16 protein-coding genes are annotated in these 20,144 nt (G+C 39.0%); 8 read left to right on the forward strand and 8 right to left on the reverse strand.

Annotated elements, in window-relative coordinates; genetic code table 11:
* Window positions 1-98: 98 nt before the first annotated feature.
* From rho to hemE, 6 genes are all read right to left on the reverse strand, one after another.
* Window positions 99-1,364 carry a transcription termination factor Rho gene (gene rho, locus H3299_RS13320; protein ID WP_182418116.1) on the reverse strand — a complete coding sequence of 422 codons (1,266 nt, stop codon included), beginning with the start codon at window positions 1,362-1,364 and terminating at the stop codon, window positions 99-101.
* Between the two features lie 237 nt (window positions 1,365-1,601).
* Window positions 1,602-1,955 (reverse strand): helix-turn-helix transcriptional regulator, encoded by a 354-nt coding sequence (locus tag H3299_RS13325; protein ID WP_182418117.1) that lies wholly within the window; start codon window positions 1,953-1,955, stop codon window positions 1,602-1,604.
* 271 nt (window positions 1,956-2,226) lie between these two features.
* Complete coding sequence (locus H3299_RS13330; protein WP_182418118.1) at window positions 2,227-3,648, reverse strand: MFS transporter; 1,422 nt, start codon at window positions 3,646-3,648, stop codon at window positions 2,227-2,229.
* Between the two features lie 128 nt (window positions 3,649-3,776).
* Complete coding sequence (gene polA, locus H3299_RS13335; RefSeq protein WP_182418119.1) at window positions 3,777-6,746, reverse strand: DNA polymerase I; 2,970 nt, start codon at window positions 6,744-6,746, stop codon at window positions 3,777-3,779.
* A 463-nt stretch (window positions 6,747-7,209) separates the two neighbouring features.
* The gene (hemJ, locus tag H3299_RS13340; RefSeq protein WP_182418120.1) at window positions 7,210-7,755 is read right to left on the reverse strand and encodes a protoporphyrinogen oxidase HemJ; all 546 of its coding nucleotides are present in this window, start codon (window positions 7,753-7,755) and stop codon (window positions 7,210-7,212) included.
* A gap of 225 nt (window positions 7,756-7,980) precedes the next feature.
* The gene (gene hemE / locus H3299_RS13345; RefSeq protein WP_182418121.1) at window positions 7,981-9,006 is read right to left on the reverse strand and encodes a uroporphyrinogen decarboxylase; all 1,026 of its coding nucleotides are present in this window, start codon (window positions 9,004-9,006) and stop codon (window positions 7,981-7,983) included.
* A gap of 410 nt (window positions 9,007-9,416) precedes the next feature.
* Between hemE and H3299_RS13350 the strand changes: the two genes are divergently transcribed.
* Both H3299_RS13350 and H3299_RS13355 read left to right on the forward strand, forming a co-directional pair.
* Entirely contained in the window at window positions 9,417-10,232 is an 816-nt protein-coding gene (locus tag H3299_RS13350) for a pyruvate, water dikinase regulatory protein (protein WP_182418122.1), read from the forward strand.
* Window positions 10,233-10,499: 267 nt separating this feature from the next.
* A complete protein-coding gene (locus tag H3299_RS13355; protein ID WP_182418123.1) occupies window positions 10,500-10,892 on the forward strand; it encodes a hypothetical protein in 393 nt (130 codons plus the stop codon).
* A 403-nt stretch (window positions 10,893-11,295) separates the two neighbouring features.
* On the opposite strand, the gene H3299_RS13360 is transcribed toward H3299_RS13355, so the two are convergent.
* Window positions 11,296-12,435 carry a GTP-binding protein gene (locus tag H3299_RS13360; RefSeq protein ID WP_182418124.1) on the reverse strand — a complete coding sequence of 380 codons (1,140 nt, stop codon included), beginning with the start codon at window positions 12,433-12,435 and terminating at the stop codon, window positions 11,296-11,298.
* Window positions 12,436-12,544: 109 nt separating this feature from the next.
* On the reverse strand, window positions 12,545-13,069 hold the full coding sequence (locus H3299_RS13365) for an Imm15 family immunity protein (RefSeq protein ID WP_182418125.1): 525 nt from the start codon (window positions 13,067-13,069) through the stop codon (window positions 12,545-12,547).
* Between the two features lie 225 nt (window positions 13,070-13,294).
* Here H3299_RS13365 and H3299_RS13370 point away from each other — a divergent pair, with 225 nt between their 5' ends.
* The 6 genes from H3299_RS13370 to H3299_RS13395 all read left to right on the forward strand — a co-directional run bounded on the left by H3299_RS13370 (window position 13,295) and on the right by H3299_RS13395 (window position 20,135).
* Window positions 13,295-14,926: a TIGR04028 family ABC transporter substrate-binding protein gene (locus tag H3299_RS13370; protein WP_182418126.1), complete on the forward strand. Its 1,632-nt coding sequence runs from the start codon at window positions 13,295-13,297 to the stop codon at window positions 14,924-14,926.
* Window positions 14,927-15,025: 99 nt separating this feature from the next.
* Window positions 15,026-15,970 (forward strand): ABC transporter permease, encoded by a 945-nt coding sequence (locus H3299_RS13375; RefSeq protein WP_182418127.1) that lies wholly within the window; start codon window positions 15,026-15,028, stop codon window positions 15,968-15,970.
* A complete protein-coding gene (locus tag H3299_RS13380) occupies window positions 15,967-16,794 on the forward strand; it encodes an ABC transporter permease (protein WP_182418128.1) in 828 nt (275 codons plus the stop codon). The genes H3299_RS13375 and H3299_RS13380 overlap by 4 nt, the downstream gene beginning before the upstream one ends.
* Complete coding sequence (locus H3299_RS13385; RefSeq protein WP_182419777.1) at window positions 16,794-18,416, forward strand: ABC transporter ATP-binding protein; 1,623 nt, start codon at window positions 16,794-16,796, stop codon at window positions 18,414-18,416. Before H3299_RS13380 ends, H3299_RS13385 begins: the two co-directional genes overlap by 1 nt.
* A gap of 32 nt (window positions 18,417-18,448) precedes the next feature.
* Window positions 18,449-19,471: a putative FMN-dependent luciferase-like monooxygenase gene (locus H3299_RS13390; RefSeq protein ID WP_182418129.1), complete on the forward strand. Its 1,023-nt coding sequence runs from the start codon at window positions 18,449-18,451 to the stop codon at window positions 19,469-19,471.
* 70 nt (window positions 19,472-19,541) lie between these two features.
* The gene (locus H3299_RS13395) at window positions 19,542-20,135 is read left to right on the forward strand and encodes a CMD domain protein (RefSeq protein WP_182418130.1); all 594 of its coding nucleotides are present in this window, start codon (window positions 19,542-19,544) and stop codon (window positions 20,133-20,135) included.
* Window positions 20,136-20,144 lie beyond the last annotated feature (9 nt).

The following is a 20,144-nucleotide window of genomic DNA, read 5'->3' on the forward strand; positions in this document are numbered from 1 at the left end:
ATTTCTAAATAGATTATACAAGGTAAACCATATATTCAACAAAAATGCCGACCCAAAGGTCGGCATTATAAAGTTTAGAAATGATAGGAATTTTTAAATTACGTATTCATTGAATCAAAAAATTCGTCGTTATTCTTGGTTTGCTTCAACTTATCAATCAAGAATTCGATAGCATCGGTAGTGCCCATTGATGAAAGAATACGGCGCAGAACGAAGATCTTTTGAAGGTCTTGACGGGTTACAAGCAAGTCTTCTTTACGAGTACCAGATTTAAGAATATCCATGGCGGGGAAGATACGCTTATCAGCAACCTTACGATCAAGCACAATTTCTGAGTTGCCGGTACCTTTAAATTCTTCAAAGATAACTTCATCCATACGGCTACCGGTATCAATAAGCGCCGTTGCAATAATGGTGAGGGAACCACCTTCTTCAATATTACGTGCTGCACCAAAGAAGCGCTTTGGCCGTTGTAATGCGTTCGCATCCACACCACCGGTCAAAACCTTACCTGATGAAGGAATAACCGTATTATACGCGCGGCCAAGACGCGTAATCGAATCAAGAAGAATAACCACATCGCGACCATGTTCAACCAAGCGCTTAGCCTTTTCAATGACCATTTCAGCGACTTGAACGTGACGGGTTGCTGGTTCGTCAAAAGTTGAAGATACAACTTCACCCTTAACCGAGCGCTGCATATCCGTCACTTCTTCAGGACGCTCATCAATCAATAAAACGATGAGATAGCATTCAGGATGGTTTTCGGTAATAGCATGGGCAATATTTTGTAAAAGAACGGTTTTACCAGTACGCGGAGGCGCAACGATAAGACCGCGCTGCCCCTTACCCAAGGGTGCAACAAGATCGATTACCCGTGGTGACATATCCTTTTGGGTTGGATTATCGGTTTCCATCCGTAAACGCTCATTTGGATAAAGCGGCGTTAAATTATCAAAATGGGTCTTGTGACGGATTTTGTCAGGATCTTCAAAATTAATTAGATTAATTTTAAGAAGGGCAAAATAACGCTCACCTTCTTTAGGGCCGCGAATTGGGCCTTCAACCGTATCGCCTGTTTTTAAAGAAAAACGACGAATTTGCGATGGTGAAAGATAAATATCGTCCGGGCCTGGCAAATAATTGGCATCAGCTGAACGCAAGAAACCAAAGCCATCTTGCAATACTTCAACAACACCTTCACCAATAATTTCAACATCTTGTAGAGCCAATTTTTTCAAAATTGCAAACATTAATTCTTGTTTGCGCATTGCATTGGCGTTTTCAACCTCAAGCGTTTCGGCGAGTGCAAGCAACTCCACCGGTGTTTTGCTCTTCAGTTCTTGAAGCTTCATTTCTTGCATAAAAATCTCATATAATAATAATGGAAAAACTTGTCGCCAACATGTCGCTAGAGATAGCAGATTAAATGATGATGGAAGACAAAAAGGAGGGATTGCTATTATATAAGTGGAGGAAGGTAAAAAAGCAAGAAGAATTTCCAAATCAGAAGGGAATTGCCAAGAAAAATTATTATTGTTAGTAAAAAATAACGAATGCCAGAATCTAAAACTGTAAATAAATTTGTACAATAAAGTCCTTTATCCATTTTTATGAATGCCAGTCACTTTGGAAAGTGGCTGATCTTTCTGGGATATGGCTGTTTCAATAAGAATATCTAATAAACCGGGAAATCTAGCATTAAGATCATCGCGCCTTAGCGAAAGTAAATTTTCTCTGCCTGAAGGACGTTGAAATATAACACCACTATCTCTTAGAATTCGCCAATGGTGCGTCAAGGTACTTTTCGCAATATCTAAATCAAGAACAGCACCACAAGCATGTTCTTGATCATCGGATAGAGCTGCCAATATGCGTAAACGAATGGGATTTCCTAACGCAGACAAAACATTTTCTATCATTATTTCATCACGATTAGGGTGTCTTGGTATCATCTCAATTATTCTTCCTTTGTTAGTTTAGAAGCTATAATAATAATTGGAGAAGCTGCAATTTACAAGCTTCCTCAATTTTAACAGTTATAAAAAACTAACTTTATTAAAACAATAATGAGTATAAAAGCATTTTAGTTAAAAGTTTAATCGATTTGCTCCGCTATACGCCAAAATGTAAAATTTACGGCACGTTACGGCTTTAATACTAAAAGCATGCAAAGTTTATCCATGAACAGGGATATTGCATAGTTTAATTATAAATTGTTTTATGCTATGAGATACTATTTTTTTTGGGTACAAAAATACTGATTAAAACCACAATCATAATCCCAATTGCTGTAATAAAAAATGCATTCTGAATGTTTTTTGCCAGTTGCTCTGTCTCGCTAAATTGGAGATTTGAAATATAATCAACCAATGCAATCAAAATAGCAAGACCAACAGCATTCCCTATATTAAGTGAAGTAGAAGCCATACCCGAAGCAATTCCTTGATCTTGTGGTCTGATGCCAGTTGCTGCTAAAATCCACATAGCTGTCCAAACAATACCTTGGCCTATCCCTGAAACAACCAGTCCTGGCGCAATTATCCAGTAACTTGCGCCAATGAATAAAGCAGGTAGCATTATTAATATTCCAAAAGATCCTATTAATGCACCAATCATCAACACAATTTGATGCGAACATCGGTTGCATAAACTCGCTCCCACTTGAGTTCCTAAAAAAATTGAAATAGAAGGAACAATAAAGGCGAGACCAGTTTCAAAAGCTGTATAGTCATTAATTTTTTGAAAAAAAATCGTTTCAAAATACGGCAAAGCACCGAACGTCCCCATATAAACAAAGGTTATAATAACACCACATACAAGACTTCTATGCCTAAGAAGATGTAGATTCATCAATGGATTATCGACTTTATTCTCAATAATAACAAAAATTATTATCAATAAAAAGGCACTGCACACGCTTATTATTGTAATAGCAGACGTCCAACCTAATTCAGGGCCTTCAACTAGAGCGAAAACCAGTGTGGTAATACCTAATGTTGCAGAAACAGCCCCTAAAAAATCAAATTTTTTCGCACCACCATTGTCAGCTTTTTTTGGACTAACATCATTGGGTAATAAATAAAATGAAGAAAAAATCGCGACAACAGCTAATATTACATTAACGAAAAAAACAGACGGCCAACCGAAATATTGGGTTAAAATACCACCAGCTAAAGATCCAATTGTTAAACCGCTGGCTCCTGCCCCACCCCAAATAGCTAAAGCGCGATTTCTGGCTGCACCTTCATAAAATAATCTATTTATTAAAGATAAAGTTGCAGGAAAAAGCATTGCTCCCCCGATACCTTGTAGAGCTCTTGCTATAATAATTATGATTGGATTCCATGCTAAACCACCTAAAAGCGAAGATAACGCATAAATCCATAAAGCAATTATAAACATGCGTCGTTGCCCTAAAAGATCAGCACAACGTCCACCAAGTAACAGAAAACCACCACAAAAAACCGTATATGCACTTACAACCCATTGTAAATTCTGATCAGAAAAATTTAACGCTAATCCAATTTGTGGAAGGGCAACAAAAACAATATTTATATCTAATGAAATAATGAGTTGTGCAAAAGCTAACAGACTTAAACTCCAACCTAATTTATAAGCGGTTTGGCCTGAGTGTTCATTTCCCATGACTATCTCCATTATAACTATATTACGATAATTATCGTACTATAGTTATAATGGAATAAAGGTCAATAAGATCCAAAAATTTTAACAAGTGTTTTTTTAAATATTACGCCTCTTGGGAAAAAAACGCCTTAATGCGCTTCATCCCAATTTTTAGCGGTACGAGCATCAACTTGCAATGGAACAGAAAGATTAACCGCAGGCATAGCGGCATTTTCCATTATATCTTTAACGACTTTAATCGTCTTATCGCTTTCATCAATAGGCAATTCGAAAATCAATTCGTCATGAACTTGCAATAACATTTTTGCACTTAAGTCATTATTAAACAATGCATCATCCATGCGGATCATCGCACGGCGGATAATATCAGCAGCAGCCCCTTGAATAGGCGCATTAATTGCAGCACGCTCGTTAAATGCTCTAATTTGTGCCTTAGACGATTTAATTTCTGGAAAATGGGCACGGCGGCCAAAAATATCTTCGACATAACCATGATTGCGAGCAAATTCCTTAGTATCTTCCATATAATCACGAATACCTGGAAAGCGCTCAAAATAAGTTTTAATATATTGCGAGGCTTCTTCTCGAGAGATGCCAAGCTGATTTGCCAAGCCAAAAGCGGATATGCCGTAAATAATGCCAAAATTAATTGCTTTGGCGCGTCTTCTCGTTTCTGAAGGCATACCATCAATAGGCACCCCAAACATTTCACTTGCTGTCATGGCATGGATATCCAAACCATCGGCAAAAGCTTTTTTCAATTGGGGAATATCAGCAACATGGGCAAGAACACGCAGTTCAATCTGGCTATAATCAGCAGAAAGCAAAACATTGCCCTCCCCTGCAATAAACGCGGTTCTAATTTGCCGACCTTCTTTGGTACGGACCGGAATATTTTGCAAATTGGGTTCTGATGATGATAACCGCCCTGTTGAGGTTGCTGCCATTGCGTAATTTGTATGGACACGCCCCGTTTTTTTATTAATGAAGTTGGGCAATGCGTCAGTATAGGTAGATTGCAATTTGCTTAATTGCCGCCATTCAACAATTTTGCTCGGTAATTCATGGCCCGATAAAGCCAATTCATCTAAAACTTGCACCGAAGTAGACCATTGACCGGTTTTTGTTTTAGCGCCGCCTGGTAAGCCCATTTTATCAAAAAGAATATCACCCAATTGTTTAGGCGAACCAATATTGAATTTTTCACCAGCAAGCTTATAAATTTCGTCTTCAATTCCTGCAGCCTTTTGAGAAAATTCGCCAGAAAGCCGCGATAGAATTTGCCTATCAACCAATATGCCACGTTCTTCCATCTTGGCAAGAACGGTCACAAGCGGTTGTTCTAAACGCTGATAAACACGGGCAAGAGCATTTGCATCAACTTGCGGTTTTAAAACCTGCCAAAGGCGCAATGTAATATCGCTATCTTCGGCCGCATATTGGCTTGCTTTTTCAATATCAACTTCCGCAAAGGAAATAGCAGTTTTGCCACTACCGGTAACGTCTTTGTAGCTGATTGGTTTATGCCCAAGCCAACGCTCGGACAAAGCATCCATACCGTGAGAAAAAGCACCAGAATCAACTACATAGGATAATAGCATTGTGTCATCAAAAGCGGTAATATCAATGCCATGTTGATGCATAACCAACCAGTCATATTTCATATTTTGCGCAATTTTTAAGACAGAACTATCTTCAAGCACAGGTTTTAACAAAGCCAAAGCAATATTTTGATCAAGCTGATTTTCAACCACACCACTATTTAAAAGATCTTTTTTGCCGCTAATATGGTTTAGCGGCACATAAGCAGATTTATTGGGCGCGAGCGCAATAGAAAACCCAACAAGCTCTGCCACCATTGGATCAAGAGCTGTTGTCTCGGTATCAAACGCCATAAAACCTTGTTCTATCGCCTGATCTAACCATTGTTTTAAAACAGCTTCATCGCGAATTGTCGTATAATCTTCATAGATAATTTTTGATGAAGCTGCCTCAAGACGTGTTTCTTCAGCCAACTGCGCGAAACTAAAAATGGGATCGCCATTCGCATTTATTGTTGTTTCAACTGGCGTTTTAGCTATTGGGTCACCAAAAAGATCGCCCTGCCCTGCACTTTTACCGTCTGTTTCATCAACATCCAAATCAGGCCCATGCGCTTTACTGCCCCATTCAATATCAAGCGTTGCAGGACTTATGGCGCTTGCATCACAATTGGTGGCTTCGGCAACACGGCGGGTTAGCGTGTTAATCTCCAAGGCTTTTAAAAACGCAATGAGTCTAGGACCATTTTCTGCCTCTAAAAACAAACCATCAAGGTCAATATCAAGCGGAACAGTATCGCATAATTTTACCAATTCGCGCGATAAACGCGCTTGATTAGCAAATTCAATGATATTTTCACGCCGTTTTTTTTGCGGAATTTCATCAGCTTTTGCCAATAAATTATCAAGATCACCAAATTGTTCGATCAGTTGCGCCGCAGTCTTGGGCCCAATACCGGGAATACCGGGAACATTGTCGGTTGAATCGCCCATCATGGCCTGCAAATCAACCATTTTTTCAGGGCCAACACCCCATTTTTCAATAACCGCAGCCACGTCAATATGGCGATCTTTCATGCCATCATAAAGACCGACATGGTCATTAACCAGCTGCATCAAATCCTTATCTGAAGATACGATTGTAACTCGCGCACCTACGTCGCTAGCTTGTTTTGCATAAGTTGCGATAATATCATCAGCTTCAAAGCCTTCTTTTTCAATGCAAGGCAAATTAAATGCCTGGGTTGCTTGCCTAATTAACCCAAATTGTGGAATTAGCTCTTCAGGTGGCGCTGAACGATTAGCCTTATATTCTGGATAAATTTCCTTGCGAAAAGTTGCCGATGAATAATCAAAAATAACCGCAAAATGTGTTGGTGCATCACCAACCGATGTTTCACGTGAGTCACGCACTAATTTCCATAGCATATTGCAAAAACCAGCAACTGCACCAACCGGCAAACCATCACTTTTACGCGTCAGAGGCGGCAGCGCATGAAATGCGCGAAATATATATCCCGACCCATCAACGAGAAAAAGATGGCTATTTTTATCCATTATGATATCCGAAAATAGTAATTACAACGCGCATTTTTAAAGCTTTAACCTCTTTCATAGCTTAAAAACTGCCATAAAAAAACCGATTCGCTTAAGCTAATTCAAAAATATTTTTTAACCCATTGATAATAAATATTTTTTTATTTTTTTAACAAAATTCTTAAAACTGTTCTACTCAACAATCCCAGCGAACTTACTCACTAAAATGTTACGAATTATTAATTTTAATGCCTTTGAAATGCCACTTTTGAATTATTAAATAAAACCTATCAACCAATTAAGTTGGTATCTGGATTTTTAAGATTATTTCTTTATTTCCAGATATAGTAGAAACCGATCCCCTCTCCGGAAATCTACTATTAAAGTGCACAGATAGACCGTTGTGGTTCCCCTCACCACGACGGTCTTATTTTTTTTTAAAACTATACTTTTATAATATTAATATATAAATTTCAAAACGAAATTATAAAGTATAACGTAGTACAACTACTGAAATAACGATAATAATCATTAAAATTGTTGGAACTTCATTTAAAATTCGCCATGTTTTTTCAGACCAAACATTTTTGTCTTGGCCAAAAAGACGAACACCACGCGATAAAACGCCATGAAATGCGGAAAGCAAAATAACCGCCGTAAATTTCAAATGGAACCAACCATCATGAAATGCGCCAATCGTTAAGGCAAGCCAAAGCCCTGTAATCCAAGTAACAATCATCGCTGGATTGATGATGTAGCGCAAAAGGCGCTTTTCCATGCCTTTAAAAACTTCAGATGTTTCAGAACCAATTTTTACGCGGCAATGATTGACAAATAAACGCGGCAAATAAAGCATTCCCGCCATCCAACTAATAACAGCGATAATGTGGACAGCCTTAAACCAGAGCTGAGCCATTGGGCTTTCAATTTTTAGCAAAAGAAATAAACCTATAATAACAATCAGTAATGAAACAATTGCCCTTATCCAAATAGTTGTTTTGCTCATTGAGCCTGATTTTTCATTTTGCATTTTTTTGCCTAATTTTGAAATACACATAGTTTTACTGGCTTATAAATTCTAAAAAATTGCTGAAAAAGCAAAGGAATCTAGAATAATTCTTGAGATTATAGCGAAGAAATTAGAAAATATGCAAAAATAATTCGTGACAATTCGACACAACAAAAAAAGCCAAGGAAAAATCCTCAGCTTTTTTAAAATAATATTTTAAATCAATATCTTAATATACTTACAAATTTATGATTTAAAATTGCGAACGCGAGAAATCATCTGTTCAACATGGGTAATTGGCGTATTAGGTGTAATGCCATGACCAAGATTGAAAACCAATGGACCGTTACCAAGGGTTTTTAAAATTGCATCAACACCATCATCAAGGGCTTTGCCACCACAAACAAGGCGAAGTGGATCAAGATTACCTTGCACAGCGGTTGTTTTTTGCAGTTTTTTTGCAAAAGATAAAGGTACACTCCAATCAAGCCCCAAGGCAGAAACCCCAGTTTTTTCAGCAAAATTTTCATAAAGTGCGCCGGCGCCACGCGGAAAACCAATAATTGGCACTTCTGGATAAACGGCTCTAATTTTTTCAACCATCAATAAAATTGGTTTTACGCACCATGCTTCAAAAGATTGCTCGTCTAAAATTCCCGCCCAAGAGTCAAAAATTTGCACCACATCCGCACCAGCAGCAATTTGATTAATCAAATATTGAGCAGAAACATCGGCAAGAATTGTCAATAGTTCTTGCATTTCTTGCGGGTTTTGATAGCCAAATTGCCGTGCAGGCGCCTGATCTGGCGTACCATGACCGGCAATCATATAGGTTGCAACGGTAAAAGGTGCTCCACAAAAACCAATAAGTGCAGTTTGATCGTTAAGTTTTTGTTTAACAAGCTTAATCGTTTCAAAAGAAGGCGCTAAGCGTGCCTGCGCTTCATCTTTTTCAAGAGCCTTTATGCCATTAAGATCAATTGGTTCAAGAATAGGACCACGTCCTTCTTCAAATCTTAAATTTCTACCAAGGGCATGGGGAACAACTAGAATATCTGAAAAAAGAATAGCTGCATCAAATTGAAAGCGTTCAATTGGTTGTAATGTTACTTCTGCAGCAAGTTCTGGTTGGTAGCACAAATCTAGAAATGAACCCGCTTTTTTTCGTAATTCCCTATATTCAGGAAGATAACGTCCTGCCTGACGCATCATCCATAAAGGCGGTACGCTAAATGTTTCACCTTTGAGCACGCTTACCATTTTTTTTGTCATCAGGTTTTTTCCGTTTTTTTATTTTCTTAAATAAAGAATCTTTCTTAAAAGAGGATTCTTATTATTATAGTCTGTGAGTAGTGTGGATTATCAAAAACAAGTCATTTTTCCACAGTTCGAACTTTCAATAGGGCTATATGTACAAATTAATCCATGCCTGTGTATATAGCTAAAAAAAAATGAAAAAAAGCTTATGAATCCAAAATATTGAGTATAGGCGCGTTTATGTGGAAATCTTGTGTCATTTTTTTGAAAAATGCACTATAATCCACGTAAAATTAGCTAGGTGGAAAAGCTTTCAAACAGGTGATGCTATTGTGGATGAAACTGTTGGTTATCCCCAACACGATAAGGAGTCCTCTACGGTCATCCTCGACTCTAACATTTATCAACAGCAGGGGCATTTTTCTGTGGCTAAATCAATTTCTTACTTTCACCTTCATATGATTTCAGACGCAACAGGGGAAACTTTATTGTCTGCTGGCCGCGCAGTTTCGGCCCAATATCCCAGCCACAGGGCGATAGAGCATATTTATCCGCTTATTCGTAGCGAGTCGCAGCTGCGTGGCGTGATGAGTGAAATTAATGCAGAACCTGGAATTGTGCTTTATACGGTTGTTGATGAAATGATTGCCGATGAGATTAATAAGGCCTGCCAAAAAATGGGTGTTCCTTGTGCATCCGTTTTAGATCCGGTCATTTCAACCTTTCAATCCTATTTGGGGCAGGTAAAAATGCGCCGTGCTAGCGCGCAACATGTGTTGAATGCCGATTATTTTCACCGAATTGATGCATTAAATTTCACAATGGAGCATGATGATGGTCAAATGCTTGAAAATATTGATGAAGCAGACATTATTCTTGTTGGAATTTCGCGCACGTCAAAAACACCAACTAGCATTTATCTTGCCAATCGCGGTATTAAAACTGCTAATATTCCCTTGGTTCCGCAATTTGAAGTGCCGATACAATTATTAAAAGCCAAAAATCCGTTAATTGTAGGTTTAGTGGCATCAGTTGATCGGGTGGCAACAGTGCGCAGCGCAAGAGATCTTGATGGCGGTATCAATACGCAAGCCTATATTGATCGAATTGAAATTGCTGAAGAATTAAATTATGCGCGGCGTATTTGTAATCGGCAAAATTGGCCGCTTATTGATGTCACCCGCCGTTCAATTGAAGAAACAGCTGCTGCAATTATGGCTTTAAGACCGCGCTATAAATAACTATTTGACATTTAGGTATTGTCGCAAACTTTTTTGCGCAAGGACATATCTATTTATTGTTGACGTAATATCGTTTTAATTCTTTATTTTGTCGCATTATTAAAAGAGTAGTATTGCCCAAAGCTAAAATATTATTTTAAACTTTCGTATTCTCGAAAAGTTTATGACAAGCTCTTTAAAAAAATATACCTGCTTTAGTATGAGGAATATTATTTGATTATAATCCGAAATTATCTTGGAATGCTAAGTTAATTTAAGGGAAATTATATGACTGGGAATAGAAAATTTACATACATATTAAATACAGTTTTGATATATTTACTGTCTTTTATAGCGCAAATCATTGTTACATATATATTATTTTCTTTAATCAATAGATATTTAATAAAGCTTGGTGAATTTAATATTTTTTATATTTTTATAATAATATTTATACCTATATTTTTTATAATAATTATTAATATTAAAATAATTTCAATTATTTCTTTTTTATTTTATTTTAGTGTATTTATATATTTTTTATTTTTTAAAAAAAGTATTTACGCTTCAGAAATGGGTTATGAATTATATTTTACTATCATAGATATTTCAAATGGGTTTGTTTCTGGAATTATTGCATTATATTTTTTTTGTTATTTGTTTTTAAATAAACGCGAATGATTTTTAAAACCCGTGTCGCAAATATCATTGGTAATCTATGTTGATATAAAAATTGAGACTATGCATGCGAGTTTTAAGGAGCATAAAAGTGAGCATCGTTAAATTGGCTCATAAGGCTTTGAATAAATTCAGCAATGATCACCAATGTGTTTTAAATATTATATTGCGATATTTAACAGACATCTAAGTTTTAATACGCCAGTGCAAAATTTAACAGATTGTATTGCCTTGATCCTTTGACGCATAGCTTTATGCCAGCACCAGGCAGAACTTTCCGCTTAGGGGTAAATGCCAAGTTTTAAATGCTTTTGCATAAAAGTGCTCAATACATTTAAAAAAGCCCTAGTCATCAATTGTGACTAGGATTTTTTTTATCAATGATAAAAAAGTATCAGTTAAGTTTTTAGAACTTATAACCTGGGATACTCAACGGGTTATCACTTAATGCTTGTCTATCTGCTGTATCAATTGCGGGTCGGTTTAAAAATGCATCAAAAAGCCCGCGCACATAGGTTTCATCCAAACCATCACCAATAATCACAAGACGTGTTTCTGCCTTTTCATCAGGCCAGCTATCAAGGCGTTTTGGCGGATGAAACATGCCTTGCACACCATGAATAATTAAGGGTTGGTCTGGGCGTTTAATGGTTTGGACAATGCCCTTCATACGTAAAATACGATCGCCTTGTGATGCACGCATTAAATCAACAAAGGCTTCAATTGCTGCATAATCGACCGGTTGATTATGGGTAAGACTAAAAGAGCGGATTTTGTCGCTATGCCGGTTTACATCATGATGATGACTGTGGTCATGGTGATTATGCGCGTGGTTATGTTCGTGATTATGGGCATTATGATGGTCGTGTTGGTCTTCATCGGCAAGCCAGCGTTTGACATCAGCAGTTTTATTATCAATATCATAAATACCACTGCGGAATAAGTCACCAATATGCTGTTCAATATCGCTGCTTAAATAAATCTCGGCGCGTGGATTGATGCTGGCGATTTTGCTTCGTAAAGCCTCTAATTGGTTTTTTCCTTCAACCATATCAGCCTTGGTTATAATAACCCTATCAGCAACGGCCAATTGCTTGACGGCTTCTTGATAATTTTCCAAGGTTTTAACCCCATTTACCGCGTCAAGGGTGGTAATAACACCATCAAGCTGTAACGCTTCAATAATGATCGGATGAGCAAGCAATATTTGTAATATCGGCGCAGGATCAGCAAGACCGGTTGTTTCAATGATGATGCGGGTTAAATGATTAATTTCACCCATTTGTAATTTATCAATTAATTCTGCTAGCGTATCAACAAGATCACCCCGAATAGTGCAGCATAGACAACCATCAGAAAGGGAAATTATCCCTTCATCTGCCTTTTCAACCAAAAGATGATCAATGCCCACTTCACCAAATTCATTGATAATGACAGCGCTGTCTTTAAGCATATTATCGCGCAATAAGGTGTTTAAAAGGGTGGTTTTACCAGATCCTAGAAAACCAGTAAGGATGGTTACAGGAATATTGCGCTTTAATTGCATGGGTCTATCCTTTTAAACGGCGACTATTTTGGGTGGTTGAACTTAGCAGATTTTTAAAAATCCGCAAATCTAACCCTCTTTCTATTTTTTCGATTATTGATCTAAAAAATTATGGCTTGTGATGATAAATGGGTAGGCAATAAAGGCGATTTAAATCAGGATCATCATTTTTTGATATAAAATATCGAAATGAATTGATGATATTTAACTGCGCAAATATTGGATAAAAATAATTTTGAGACGAAAGTGAGATTTTATTATCGTTTAAAGACTTAAATAACTGCTTTTTTCTAGAAACAAGGAAATGCGGAATATAAGAATATTCTTTCTCTCTAATGTAAAAAAATGTTAGGCAGCAAAAAAAGTTGTCATAGTCTTCGGGGTTAAGATTTTCTTTGGCATGGCAATTTATTTTATCAATATAAAGGCATGAAAATTTAATCAAAGCAGTTTCGACATCGATTTTATTTTCATTCCTTGCGCCGATGTTTATACGTTTTTTTAAGGCGGCTAGATGTGTATAGCGCGATATTAATGGAAATTCTTCAAAGCTTTCATAATCATCAATAAATATTGCAAGCTCATCAAGCTTTTCGCGCTTTAGTAATTTTTCAAAAGCATCACGCTGCACCATAAATTTTTTCCAATTAAAAATAGTGAAATCTCATAGTAGCTATGGAAGGTGGAATAATTTCATAAACTGCAAACCAATGAAAATTTTAAATATTAGAATTTTTTTTTAAAACATTGCAAAAATTTAAAATCAAACACTAAAAATTCTATAATTTCATCATGAATGTGCGTTTAAAAATAACGGGGCTTGTTTATCCTTGCAAGTATCAACTTTGAGAGGATTATTATGGTCAAGCCGTCTTTGAAATCCATTTTTTTAGCAGCAAGCCTTGCGACAACATTTGCCTTGGCATCATTTAGTGCCAAAGCCGAGCAGCCAAGTCAAGGCGGTGTTCTTGTTTATTTAGATAAGCAAACCCATCATAATCTTTATCCGCCCTTGGGCGGAAATTATACCAATGGGGGTATTCTTAACCAGATTACCGATCGTTTAACCTGGCAAAATCCACAAACATTAGAAATTGAACCATGGCTGGCAAAATCATGGGAAGTAAATGACGATGCCACCATTTATACGTTTCATCTGCGTGATGGGGTGACATTTTCTGATAAAACACCCGTTGATGCCGCAGCTATTGCCAAAAATTTCGATACTTACGGCCTTGGCAATAAGGACTTAAAACTATCTGTTTCGGAAGTGATTAATAATTATGATCGCAGCGAAGTGATTGATCCTTTAACGGTGCGTTTTTATTTTAAAAAACCATCGCCGGGCTTTTTACAAGGCACTTCAGTGATAGGTTCGGGCATTGTTTCACCTAAAACATTAAGTCTATCGCTTGATCAATTAGGTGATGCGACTAAAATTATTGGCTCTGGCCCATTTTTTGTCTCACGTGAAACATTAGGCAAAGAACTGGTTCTTAAAGTGCGTGAAGATTATAATTGGGCGCCAGAAAAATTTGCTCATCAAGGCCGAGCCTATCTTGATGAATTAAAATATCTTACCATTCCAGAAGATAATGTTCGTATTGGTGCGCTTATTGCCAAGCAGGCCAATTTTGTTAGACAATTGCAAGCCTATGATGAAGATCGCGTCAGTAAAGCGGGTAATATTGTTTATTCAGCAGGTACGCGCGGGGTTAACAACTCGCTTACATTTCGCCCTGATAATCCCATTGTTGCCGATATAAAGGTGCGTGAAGCCTTGCGTTTTGCTACTAATCGCGAAGAAATTGTCAAAAACCTCTATTCTAAAAATTATCCTCTTGCTACTTCATTGGTCGCCCATGATGCCTTTGGCTATTCCGATCAAAGTGCAAAGCTTAAATATGACAGCGCCCGCGCTGCCGCCCTGCTAGATGAAGCCGGTTGGAAGCTTGGTAGTGATGGCATTCGTAGCAAGGATGGTGAGCAACTTATTTTAACCGCTTCTGAAGCCTTGCAGCAACCGCAAAGTAAAGCGATGTTGCAGCTTATTGCCCAGCAATGGCGTAAGATTGGTGTTATTTTAAATATTAAGAATTACGATGGTTCATCAACATTGATCGATAATCTTAATCCAGAAAAAACTCCGGTGATCCCTCATATGGTTGGCCGCGCCGATGCCGATGTGGTTAAAAGCCTGTTTTATCCACTTAACCGCGATGCACTTTTGCAAAAAGGTGGTTTGAGCGACAAGGTTAAGAGCTTCCGCGATGACAAGCTTAATACTTATCTTGAAGATGTTGCAACACAAAGTGACCCGCAAAAGCGTAATGCCTTATTAATCGAGGCGACCGATTACATTATTGATCAAGCCTATGCTATCCCAATTTTTGAAGAACCACAGGTTTATGGTGGTGCTCCAAACGTTAAAGGTATCGCGTTTGAAGCGGTTGGTCGCCCGTATTTTTATAATACATGGATTGAAAAATAAATTAGAAATATGAAGCGGTTCAATAGCTTATTACCTTATCTATAATAAAACCGCTTCTCTTTTTACAAAATGCTGTTGCCAGTTCAAGGAAAGAATATCATGCTGCGTTATAGTCTTAATCGGCTGGGTCAGGCACTCATTGTTTTATGGGCTGCATTTACCGCATCTTTTATCCTTTTGCAGGTTATGCCGGGCGATGCAGCATTGCTTAAATTTTTAAATCCTGAATATGGGTTAAACGCACAGCAGATTGAAGAATTGCGCGGCCGTTATGGCTTTGATCAGCCAGTCTTTTTGCAATATTTAAAAAGTCTTAGTAATTTTCTTCATGGCGATCTTGGTTTTTCCATTCAAGCTGGTGTGCCAGTTACAGAGCAATTGGTCGTTAATTTGCCGCCAACATTGCAATTGGCTGGCTTTGCTTTTCTTGCGGCAATTATATTGGCATTTTTGCTCACTCTTTTATCGAGCTTCTCTCCATTTGCGTGGTTAAAGAATTTATTTCTATCATTGCCAAGCCTTTTTCTTGCGGTTCCGCTTTTTTGGATTGGCATTATCATGGTGCAGGTTTTTTCCTTTGAATTAGGCTGGATTTCGGTTATTGCCCCCGGGCCAATTGAAGGGTTGATTTTACCAATTGCAACGCTTGCCATTCCCATTTCTGCCCCGATGGCGCAAATATTAATGCGCGCTATGGATGAAATTGAAACCCGTCCCTTTATTATGGTTTTACAAGCGAAGGGGGCAAGCAAATGGCGAATTTTTTGGCAGCATGGTTTGCGCAATGCCGCTTTGCCAACCTTAACTGTTGCTGGCTTGCTGTTTGGTGAATTAATCAGCGGTGCGGTCGTAACTGAAACAGTTTTTGGCCTAAGTGGAATTGGCAAAATGACAGAACAGGCGGTGCGCTCGCAAGATGTTACTGTCTTGCAAGCAATTGTTGTTATTTCCGCACTTGCTTTTGTAACGATCAATTTATTGATTGACCTATCATTCCCGTTCATTGATCCGCGCCTTAAAAAAAGTAAAGGAAAAGCCGCATGAGTGGTCAAGATAAAGTTTTAAAGCTGTCATTTTTGCGCCAGCCCATTGGTTTATTGCTAGCCATTCTTATTCTTGTTTTGGCTTTGGCTTTTATTGTTTTTCCCTCGCTCTTTACTGGCTATAATCCAATTGTTGAAAGTGGCCCACAACTTGCACCCCCAAGCGCCGATCATTGGTTTGGTACCGATGATTTAAGCCGTGATTTATATGCACGTATTATTTATGGGGCGGTCTATTCCATTTCAGGCGCTTTGGCAGCGGTCGCTTTTGGTTTTGTTATTGGTGGTTTGCTTGGTCTTATATCAGGCTCGGTAGGTGGTAAAACAGACACTATTATTATGCGGTTTATTGATGTTTTATTAGCAATTCCATCACTGCTATTATCGCTTAGTCTCATTACTTTAATGGGCTTTGGTACGCTGCAAGTGGCGATTGCCGTTGGTGTTACATCGGTTGCTGGTTTCGCCCGCCTTAGCCGTGCCGAGGTTTCGCGTATTCGTCATGCCGAATATGTGGAAGCTGCCTTTGGTTCTGGTGGTAAATTTTTGCAGGTGATTTATCGTCATATTTTGCCCAATGCGCTTTATACGGTGGTTGGCTATGCGGCGTTGCAGTTTGGTCATGCTTTGCTGCAAATCGCAACCCTTGGCTTTCTTGGTTATAGCGTGCAATCACCGACGCCTGAATGGGGATTGATTATTGCTGAGGGTAGAAATTATGTTGCGACCGCATGGTGGCTTACCATCATTCCCGGGCTATTTATTATTGCGGTGGTTTTGGCCGCCAACCGCGTTAGCCGCGCCCTTACCCAGTGGAGGCCATGATGAGCAACTTGCTTCTTGATGTGCAAAATCTTTCCATCGCCTATCGTGATAAAAACAACTGGCGCCGCGTTACCCATGATGTATCCTTTAGTATGAAGGCAGGCGAATCCTTGGTTCTTGTTGGGGAATCAGGTTCAGGTAAAACCACAACCGCCCAAGCAATTTTAGGTCTATTGCCTAATAATGCTCGTATTGATCATGGGTCAATTACACTTAACAATGCGCAAATTAGCGATTGGTCAGCGCAGCGATTGCGTAATCTGCACGGGAAGGTGATTAGCTTAATTCCGCAAGATCCGTCTTCGTCACTTGATCCATTAATGACGATTGGTCAGCAAATTGGTGAAATATTTAAAATTCATAAAGCGGTCGCCAAAGCAGAAATCAAAGAAAGAGTAATTGATTTACTACATCAGGTTGGGCTTAGCGAACCGCAACGGCGATTTGATCAATATCCGCATGAATTATCAGGCGGCATGCGTCAGCGTGTGTTGATTGCTATTGCTATCGCATTAAAACCACAGCTTATTATTGCTGATGAGCCGACATCAGCGCTTGATGTTACGGTGCAAAGACGCATTCTTGATTTGATTGATGATATTCGCCAAGATTTTGGCTCAAGTTTGTTAATGGTAACCCATGATCTTGGTGTTGCAAGCGACCGTGCTGATCGCATTATCGTCATGCAAAATGGTGCCATTCAAGAAAGTGGTGATAGCCGCGCGATTTTATCCAATCCGCAATCAAGTTACACCAAAAAACTGGTTGCCAATGATCCGTCTTTAACCGTGCCGCCGATCCGCCAACTCGATTTGGTTGATCGTGATATATTGGTTGAGCTGCGTCATATTGATATTGATTATGGTGGACGGCAAACCTATCGCGCTATTGATGATCTCTCATTTAGTGTGCAGCGCGGTACAACCCATGCAATTGTTGGTGAATCTGGTTCGGGTAAAACCAGCACTATTCGTGCTTTATGTGGATTTTTAAAACCAACAAGCGGCGAAATTATTATTGATGGCACCGATATGACGGGCTTAAAAAGCGAAGAATTACGCCAATTTCGCCGTCGTATTCAACTTGTTTATCAAAATCCCTATGGCTCGCTTGATCCGCAATATACGATTGGCAAAATTATTGAAGAGCCTTTGCTTAATTTTCTACTTGTGAGTAAAGCAGAACGGCGAGCGCGCGTGTTGGATTTGTTGGCTGAGGTGGAGTTACCACAAGATTTTATTGATCGCCGTCCCCATGCGCTTTCTGGCGGACAGCGCCAAAGAGTAGCAATTGCCCGCGCGCTTATTTTAAGACCAGATATTTTGGTTTTAGATGAAGCCGTTTCAGCCCTTGATGTTACGGTGCAAGCACAAATATTGACCCTGCTTGAGCGGCTTCAAAAAGAAGCAAATTTGACCTATATTTTTGTAAGCCATGATCTTTCAGTTGTGCGTAAAATATCTGATACAGTTACCGTTTTGCAAAATGGACGTGTCGTTGAAAGTGGCTGTGTTGAAGATATTTTCACTCACCCTTCGCAAAATTATACCAAAGAGCTTATTGCAGCAATTCCGGGCAAGGCTAATGCTTTGCATAAATCGGTGCTTTCTGCCCAATTATAAATGACATAGATTTTGAAATTTAAAGGTTTGCTATGACAAATGTAAATGATTTTTTTAAAAACCGAAAACTTGGCTTTTTTACCCGTTTATTAGATGATGTTGACGCAAAACAACGCTATGCCTTGGCGCAACAACAAATTATTCATGCTGAAAAATTTGGCTTTCACACTGCTTGGGTGGCGCAGCACCATTTTCATCCCGATGAAGGTGGCTTGCCCTCCCCTGTTGCTTTCTTGGCGAATTTAGCCGCTAAAACTAATAAAATTCGCCTTGGCACAGGTGTTATCACCTTGCCGATGGAAAATCCGATAAGAGTTGCAGAAGATACTGCCGTTTTGGATTTATTATCTGATGGGCGCTTAGAGCTTGGCTTTGGCACTGGTGGCACGCGCGAGTCTTTTGAAGCCTTTGGCGTTGATCCGGATAATCGCGGCGAAGTATATGCAAATCACCTTAAAGTTTTACGCGCTGCCTTTAACGGTGGAGATCTTTACAAAGGCAATCATCTTTATCCAACTGCACCGCATTTATTAAATCGTTTTTGGATGGCGACATTTTCAAGCTTTGGCGGTAAACTTGCCGGTGAAGCAGGCGATGGGTTGATGTTATCACGCACCCAACCACGCCCAAAAGACAATAGTGATGCGAGCCTTGATGCCTTGCAAAACCCGATTATTGATGCCTATTTGGCTGCATTGCCAAAGGGTAAAATACCGCGCATTATGGCATCGCGCAGCCTTTTTGTATCAACGGATCGCCAACGAGCATTAAGCCTTGCTGAAGTTGGTCTACGTCGTGCGGCTGAGCGTTTTGAAAAAGCAGGGCAACCAGCTCGCGGACATAGCCTTGAAGAATTGATAGCTTCTTTTGATTTGCATGTCGGCACGCCTGACGAGGTGATTGCATCTTTGCAAAAGGATACAACTTTGTTGCGGGCAACAGATGTCGTCTTCCAAGTCCATTCGGTAGAGCCACCGCATGAAGATATTTTAAAATCGATTGAGCTTACCGCCCAAGAGGTTGCACCGGCGCTTGGCCTTTCACTTAATCATTAATTTTTGCATTAAAAATGCGAAATTGATTAGGTTTTTTATTTCAATATGTTTTCGATAAAGGGTTGATTTGATGGCTGATAGTGATGTTATTGATAAAATGGTTGGGCAAAAACTTGCGCTGCGGCAACGCCGACCAATTACGGTTACTCAAACCCAAAAAAGCTATGAAGCTTTGTTTGAAAATAAAGATAATGCTAGTTTTTCTATAGCCGATCGTTTTGCTGTAGCAGCTTTTATTGCACTTTTACACCAAGTGGATGAAGCTGCTCAGTTTTACCTTGAACAATTATTAAAAATTGATGCGAAAAAGGCAGATTTTGTTCAACAAGCGTCAAAAACCGGCTTAACTACGGGTCCTTATGGGCATTATCCTGTTGGTCCTTTAAGTCGTGAAGATGAAGATGGGTTTTTATGGCGGGCTGATGATAGTTTGCGGAGGTCTCTTGGTGATAAGTTAATTGCCGGATTTGAGCATGGTCATTTATTGGTCTTTCATCCGCGTGATAGTGCGAAAAATGATATTGATAAGCTTGTTAACGCTGGTTGGTCTAATGATGATATTGTGACGCTTTCCCAGCTTATTGCTTTTCTTAGCTATCAAATTCGCCTTGTCGTTGGTTTGAAAGTTTTAGCCAATAAACCGCAATCCGTGCAAAAGCCATAAGGGAGGCAT

Source organism: Bartonella sp. HY038 (assembly GCF_014117425.1).
Lineage (GTDB): Bacteria > Pseudomonadota > Alphaproteobacteria > Rhizobiales > Rhizobiaceae > HY038.

Coding starts and splice junctions, on each gene's coding strand:
- rho (WP_182418116.1), bottom strand. CDS start 1,364: ATGCAAGAAATGAAGCTTCAAGAACTGAAGAGCAAAACACCGGTGGAG.
- H3299_RS13325 (WP_182418117.1), bottom strand. CDS start 1,955: ATGATACCAAGACACCCTAATCGTGATGAAATAATGATAGAAAATGTT.
- H3299_RS13330 (WP_182418118.1), bottom strand. CDS start 3,648: ATGGGAAATGAACACTCAGGCCAAACCGCTTATAAATTAGGTTGGAGT.
- polA (WP_182418119.1), bottom strand. CDS start 6,746: ATGGATAAAAATAGCCATCTTTTTCTCGTTGATGGGTCGGGATATATA.
- hemJ (WP_182418120.1), bottom strand. CDS start 7,755: ATGCAAAATGAAAAATCAGGCTCAATGAGCAAAACAACTATTTGGATA.
- hemE (WP_182418121.1), bottom strand. CDS start 9,006: ATGACAAAAAAAATGGTAAGCGTGCTCAAAGGTGAAACATTTAGCGTA.
- H3299_RS13355 (WP_182418123.1), top strand. CDS start 10,500: ATGACTGGGAATAGAAAATTTACATACATATTAAATACAGTTTTGATA.
- H3299_RS13360 (WP_182418124.1), bottom strand. CDS start 12,435: ATGCAATTAAAGCGCAATATTCCTGTAACCATCCTTACTGGTTTTCTA.
- H3299_RS13365 (WP_182418125.1), bottom strand. CDS start 13,069: ATGGTGCAGCGTGATGCTTTTGAAAAATTACTAAAGCGCGAAAAGCTT.
- H3299_RS13370 (WP_182418126.1), top strand. CDS start 13,295: ATGGTCAAGCCGTCTTTGAAATCCATTTTTTTAGCAGCAAGCCTTGCG.
- H3299_RS13375 (WP_182418127.1), top strand. CDS start 15,026: ATGCTGCGTTATAGTCTTAATCGGCTGGGTCAGGCACTCATTGTTTTA.
- H3299_RS13380 (WP_182418128.1), top strand. CDS start 15,967: ATGAGTGGTCAAGATAAAGTTTTAAAGCTGTCATTTTTGCGCCAGCCC.
- H3299_RS13385 (WP_182419777.1), top strand. CDS start 16,794: ATGAGCAACTTGCTTCTTGATGTGCAAAATCTTTCCATCGCCTATCGT.
- H3299_RS13390 (WP_182418129.1), top strand. CDS start 18,449: ATGACAAATGTAAATGATTTTTTTAAAAACCGAAAACTTGGCTTTTTT.
- H3299_RS13395 (WP_182418130.1), top strand. CDS start 19,542: ATGGCTGATAGTGATGTTATTGATAAAATGGTTGGGCAAAAACTTGCG.